Genomic DNA, 5,422 nt, shown 5'->3' on the forward strand with positions numbered 1-5,422 from the left:
CTTTTTTTTTTTTTTTTGAAAAATTCTTTTCTTAAGAAATTGAAAGTCAATATAATTTGATAAGAAAGCTTATAGCTGAACTTGAAAAGTATAAAGAAGCCATTGATGCAATTAAGAAAGATTTGCTTTTATTATTAAAGAACTTAAAAAAAATTTCTATAAGAAAAATTACCTTATGAATGAAAAACTATCTTGATAAACAAATTTAGTTGATTTATTGTTTTTTGCTAAAGATAAATTTAGGCCAAAGATTATTGCGTTCGCTCAAGGTTTACAACAAGATATAAAATGACTTTATATCGATATGAGTAAATTTAATAAACCTTTCAATACTTGGAATTTATGAATGTGTTTCTTGTTTTAATATATATAGAAAAAAGATTGATATTTTGAAATAATTGTTTTGAGAATAAATGTAATTTATTTAAGGAAAAATCAGATTAGTTTATACTAAATTAACAGGAAGAATATTGAAATGATAATCAGTAAATGGTTGCTAGATTGTTATTATATCAAGCATTAATACATCTTGAGCTTTAATTGTATCTCTCTTATCTTCATCTTCGGAATCTTTATAAGATTCAATTTCAGCTTGAACTCTTCTCCTATAAACTCTCTTGATATAATCCATTTTGCTTCTCTCTTTATTGAGGATTGAGAATAGTGATTTTTTAAAACGCATAACTAGATTTTCCTCATAATCTAACCTAAAGAATCTAAATCTCTTCTATGGTGAACTGTAATTTCGTCATTCTGTGGGACCTTCTGCTCTCTCATTAAATCTGCAATAGTTGGATAATCTTTTGCATTATCAAGATCTCTTGAATTTTTATCTTGTATTGCGAATGATGATCTTTTTAAGTTCATAATTAATTACCTCAAAATTTTTGTTGAATTCTAGTTACAGAATTTGGATGGTCATGTACATAAGAATTAAATTCTCTAGCAAGCATCAGACAGTTATATGCATCGCGTGCGTAGAACCCTATTTGATGTGTATTGTTTGATGAATCTTTGTAACTTAGTACATATTTTTTACAAGATCTGATTGGTGTTGAAGACATTTGAACTCATGGCTGCTACTACTAAGTTCTAACTAGACTGACTCACCAACCGACTAACAAAAATGTTCGGTTTGAGGTACATACATGTACGGATAAAGGACCAACAACCAAATTTAAAACTATATATAATGCGAAAGTTAATTTATTGTTAAATCAAAATAGTATTTTGGTCTAACTTGTACATATTGAATTGTTTACTTTAACTGATAGTATCAAAAATTATCATTCAGCTTTCATTGACAATTGATATCAATTAAGACACTCATCAATTATCTAGCGTAATTAATATATTTGAAATTAAAGATATATCTTTCTCCATCATCATCACCATCATCATCATGGAAGGAAGAGATTAAAACGTAAACCCCTCCAAATCCTAAAAACATGGATAAATAAAGAATTGGATCTGTCATAAACTAATTATCCAACATTCAAATAAAATTTGAGGAAGCTTTCTGATATCTAAAAGTTCTCTTAATTATTAAATGAAAATATTATTTGATAAAAAATTTTAATCATTTTTTTATTTTGAGAATATCGAAAGTCGATCTAAGATAATAAAAATTAACTCATTATTTTTTTGAGTTTTAAGAGATTTTTAAAAATTAATGTGCGGAAGATTTGAGCTGAAAATTAAAAATTTAGAACATATATATAATTATGGCTAAATCTTATTATTTGATTAATTCAAACAGGACAGAAGTAAAAAGATTTGTAAAAAATGATAAAAGTATTGACGGAGTCTTTGAGTATATGTTTATAGATACTGGAAAAATAGTCGGGGTATTAGGAAAAGAACCACCTTTAATGACAACAACAGTTTCTGTAGAAATAGATTTAGCTAGAGAAATTTATGAAAGATTGCTTTTTCAGGGATGGAGGAAAACTGAAGAAGTTTGGAAATGAAAAAGTTTTTGAAAAGCGATTAAGATCTTTTATTAAATAAAAAAACTTTTTGGTCATTCTAATGTTACTTTTGAGTGATTCATCTAAGAATTTTTTAAAGTAAAGAGTTTAAGTGAAATGTATTTTGACTAAGATTTAATTTTATAATTGATGAGAGTAAAAGGTTCCCCATCTCATCTTTTTTTAATGGGTTAACATTTGGCCACGTATTATTTAGACAAATATTGGGCAAATATAGTCTTATTAAGCTAAAAAAAGAGATAATTTTTGATTAGTCAGATGTTTTTGAAGAGCTTTCGAGTAAACCATTTAATTCTAATAGCTCATCTTTTGTGAGTTTGCGATATTTTCCTATTTGAACGTCTAACTTAATATTCATAATTCTTATACGCTTTAATGCTTGTACTTTGTAACCTAAAGAATCACACATTCTTCTAATCTGACGGTTTAGTCCTTGAGTGAGTATGATCTTGAATTTTTTTGAACTCAATTGTTTGACATAACAATTCTTAGTTATGGTGTCTAATATCCTAACTCCATTACTCATGCTTTGAATAAAGTCTCTATTAATTTGACGATTAACTCTTACGATGTATTCTTTTTCATGATTATTTTTTGCTCTGAGTATTTTATTTACTATATCTCCATCATTAGTTAAAAAAATCAATCCCTCACTGTTCTTATCCAATCTCCCAATAGGAAAAATTCTTGCAGGATATTGAATGAAATCTATTATATTGTCTGGTTCTACTCTTCTATCTGTTGTGCAAACGATTCCAATAGGTTTATTAAAGGCAAGGTATATCTTTTTTTGTTTAGTTGATTTCTCTATTCTTTGACCCTCAACTTCTACTTGATCACCTCCCTCTACCTTGGCACCTAAATCTGAAGTTTTACCGTTAATAGTTACTTTCCCTTCTTCAATTATTCTATCTGCTGCTCTTCTAGAGCAGTACCCAACTTCACTTAAATATTTGTTTATTCTTGTAGCCATTTTATATATTTCTTTTTTTTTTATGTTAATTAAATAAACTAATCACCCTTATTTTAGATTGACTGTCAATAAATTTGTTAACTATCTTTCTACTTATGCCTCGACATAAATTTGCTCGATGAAAAAATAGGCTGGAAAACTTTTCCAAGAATAAATTATTTCAGCTGAGGTGATAGGGTTGGAAATGGGTTTAGATCTTGATACCTAGTTATCCACAAGCCCCCATATGTGATTTCGATAGACACTACCAGAAACGAGAGAAATCATAGCGAGTTAGTTGGTTTAACTGGAATTTATAGATGTACCAATATTTCAATCTAATGTCGCAAGTTATAGCGAAGTTATTCAAGTAATTTAATTTCTAAATAAAGACTTAGTAACAAATAAGAATTAGTTTTCAAACATAACAATGTGAGTTACTTATAGATTCTCTAAAAATAATCTATTAAGTTGAATTCCTTTGATTCATTTGGAATAGATATTAGATGTAAGGATCGCACCAAAATTAATTAAAAATACTTTTAACAAAAGCAGCTCGATAGCAAATTTGCTTATGAGATTAACCTCTTTAGATTTTTATAAAACTGTATAAGTTCTAACTAAGTATTGAATCGAGTTTAAATTCTTATTTTTACAGATTGAGATTCTTTGGTAATGGTTTCAGTTCACAACTATCAACGCATTCTTCTAAAGAATTTTCAGAATTGCTTTTTAATTCGCAACTATGAAGACAATCATAAAAAGCATACTTAGGATCTAGTTCATTTTTGAAATATTTATTCCTAAATGTATTCATGATTAAACTCGGTACGATTTTTTTCAATTTGATTAATTCCCTTGTCCAAACAAAGGGTGGTATTAATCTTTTTTGTTATTTTTAAGTATTTTATTTTGTATTTACTCATTAAGTTAAACCTCAATCAGTTGATCCAGACTAAATGTGATGGTCTAAATTTCCTAGAGCAAAAATACTGATTATGAAAAAAGTGAAATATTTAAAATTTGATAAATTGGTCGGTGATTTGATGTTTTTTAGGCAAGTCGATCTAAAATAAAAATTATAATATCAATTTTTTATGGAAAATAAATTTTACCAATGGTGGAAGAATCATAGAAGAGTTGTAACTTTCGGTTTATTCCTCTCCATTTTTGCTTTTTATTTTAGAATCCCTTTTGATAAGGAAGCAAAAGTAAAGGATACCTGTGCTAAATTAAATTCAAGCTATCAAATTACCGGTGATGAAGCGATAAAGAAACTTAATCTTAAGGCAATAAAAAATTATAATAATCGAGAGTTGGCAAATTATTATTGCCAAAGATATTTGGGTATTAAATAGGAAAAATTAAACGCTTACTATATGAATAAAAAATAGTAAGGTCTGTACTGCTTACTTTATTTGAATTCAAAACTATAGCCGCTCAGATGATTTGAAGATGCAGAATATCAAATGAAATTTCTAGAAAATATTGCAGCAGATTTAGAACAAAGAATTGCTGAGGCTTCAATTGGTAATGCTTCTATACCAACCATTTTGTTTTGTGGCTGCGATCCTCAACTTAAAAAAGATATGCATAAACGTGCAAAGCGCATTGGATTTAAGCCCTCTTACTCAATCAAGCATCCCACTATTAAAGTTGAATTACAGAATTTAAGTAATAGAAAAATAGAAACAGATATATTTAAAACAATAACTATGGACTACACCACTTTTAATTTATTTGCAGGTATTTAGAGGGATAAGCAACTTTTTTAAAACTATTTTTTTGCATATGTTATTATAAACTTATCTCAGGTAGAGATAAGACGAAGCAATATTGACCAAGCTAAAGAATTTTTGAAAGAGAATCCCACCTGCAAGAGTCAAATACTTTCTGATATATAAATTCTGTTGATTTTTCAATAGATTAAATGCAAGGAAAGTAGATCACTTATTAAGCCTGTATCTGTGACACTAAACAAACAAACCAATGAAAAAACTAAACAAAAAATATGCGGAATTAATGCGCCAAGCTCAACAAGCTACTGGAAGAAAAGAGGCAGTTGGATTAATTCATAAAGCAGCAAAGTTAAAAACTAAATTTGATCAATACGAGATGATTTAGTCTAATTGAGATACCTAAATAAATAAATCAATAAAAGAGGAGCTAAAGGTTATTGGATATCAACTGCCAAAATAATTAATCAAGATTTATTTGATGAATATGTAAATAAAGTTGGACCATGGCTGAAAGAGGTTGGAGGTCAAGTCTTTGCAAAAGATACAGAGCCTCAAGGAAAGGAGAGGACCGAGGATGCCAATTTAGCAGTTATTTGTGAATTTCCATCAATGAGGGCAGCCGTTGAAGCTTATGAATCTGAAAAATATAAAGAGTTTTCAAAGCTAAGAAAAGTAGCCACTGAAAATTCTACGTTTACAATTATGGAAGGTTTGGATGAAGCAGCAAAGCTTAGAAGAGC

The 5,422-nt window shown here is 28.4% G+C and carries 11 protein-coding genes; 5 read left to right on the plus strand and 6 right to left on the minus strand.

Going from position 1 to position 5,422, the window contains the following annotated elements; genetic code table 11:
• Positions 1 to 496: 496 nt before the first annotated feature.
• The 4 genes from EU92_RS00050 to EU92_RS10085 all read right to left on the minus strand — a co-directional run bounded on the left by EU92_RS00050 (position 497) and on the right by EU92_RS10085 (position 1,477).
• Complete coding sequence (locus tag EU92_RS00050; protein WP_032512865.1) at positions 497 to 682, minus strand: hypothetical protein; 186 nt, start codon at positions 680 to 682, stop codon at positions 497 to 499.
• Between the two features lie 20 nt (positions 683 to 702).
• Positions 703 to 867 carry a hypothetical protein gene (locus EU92_RS10080; RefSeq protein ID WP_193741710.1) on the minus strand — a complete coding sequence of 55 codons (165 nt, stop codon included), beginning with the start codon at positions 865 to 867 and terminating at the stop codon, positions 703 to 705.
• Positions 868 to 878: 11 nt separating this feature from the next.
• Positions 879 to 1,064 carry a hypothetical protein gene (locus tag EU92_RS09635; RefSeq protein ID WP_032512863.1) on the minus strand — a complete coding sequence of 62 codons (186 nt, stop codon included), beginning with the start codon at positions 1,062 to 1,064 and terminating at the stop codon, positions 879 to 881.
• 269 nt (positions 1,065 to 1,333) lie between these two features.
• The gene (locus tag EU92_RS10085; protein WP_193741709.1) at positions 1,334 to 1,477 is read right to left on the minus strand and encodes a hypothetical protein; all 144 of its coding nucleotides are present in this window, start codon (positions 1,475 to 1,477) and stop codon (positions 1,334 to 1,336) included.
• Between the two features lie 247 nt (positions 1,478 to 1,724).
• On the opposite strand from EU92_RS10085, the gene EU92_RS00045 reads away from it, so the two are divergent.
• Positions 1,725 to 1,970 carry a DUF1651 domain-containing protein gene (locus EU92_RS00045; protein ID WP_032512862.1) on the plus strand — a complete coding sequence of 82 codons (246 nt, stop codon included), beginning with the start codon at positions 1,725 to 1,727 and terminating at the stop codon, positions 1,968 to 1,970.
• 271 nt (positions 1,971 to 2,241) lie between these two features.
• On the opposite strand, the gene rluF is transcribed toward EU92_RS00045, so the two are convergent.
• Together rluF and EU92_RS10090 are read right to left on the minus strand one after the other, a co-directional pair.
• On the minus strand, positions 2,242 to 2,964 hold the full coding sequence (gene rluF / locus EU92_RS00040; protein ID WP_032512861.1) for a 23S rRNA pseudouridine(2604) synthase RluF: 723 nt from the start codon (positions 2,962 to 2,964) through the stop codon (positions 2,242 to 2,244).
• A gap of 631 nt (positions 2,965 to 3,595) precedes the next feature.
• Positions 3,596 to 3,760 carry a hypothetical protein gene (locus EU92_RS10090; RefSeq protein WP_193741708.1) on the minus strand — a complete coding sequence of 55 codons (165 nt, stop codon included), beginning with the start codon at positions 3,758 to 3,760 and terminating at the stop codon, positions 3,596 to 3,598.
• A 280-nt stretch (positions 3,761 to 4,040) separates the two neighbouring features.
• On the opposite strand from EU92_RS10090, the gene EU92_RS00035 reads away from it, so the two are divergent.
• The 4 genes from EU92_RS00035 to EU92_RS0109345 all read left to right on the plus strand — a co-directional run.
• On the plus strand, positions 4,041 to 4,301 hold the full coding sequence (locus EU92_RS00035) for a hypothetical protein (RefSeq protein WP_032512860.1): 261 nt from the start codon (positions 4,041 to 4,043) through the stop codon (positions 4,299 to 4,301).
• Positions 4,302 to 4,412: 111 nt separating this feature from the next.
• The gene (locus EU92_RS00030; protein ID WP_241432595.1) at positions 4,413 to 4,697 is read left to right on the plus strand and encodes a vanadium nitrogenase; all 285 of its coding nucleotides are present in this window, start codon (positions 4,413 to 4,415) and stop codon (positions 4,695 to 4,697) included.
• 235 nt (positions 4,698 to 4,932) lie between these two features.
• Complete coding sequence (locus EU92_RS10345) at positions 4,933 to 5,067, plus strand: hypothetical protein (protein WP_275040545.1); 135 nt, start codon at positions 4,933 to 4,935, stop codon at positions 5,065 to 5,067.
• Positions 5,068 to 5,093: 26 nt separating this feature from the next.
• A partial coding sequence (locus EU92_RS0109345) for a DUF1330 domain-containing protein (protein ID WP_032523627.1) occupies positions 5,094 to 5,422 on the plus strand: 329 nt, incomplete at its 3' end.

Source organism: Prochlorococcus marinus str. MIT 9107, from assembly GCF_000759855.1.
GTDB classification, from domain to species: Bacteria; Cyanobacteriota; Cyanobacteriia; order PCC-6307; family Cyanobiaceae; genus Prochlorococcus_A; species Prochlorococcus_A marinus_N.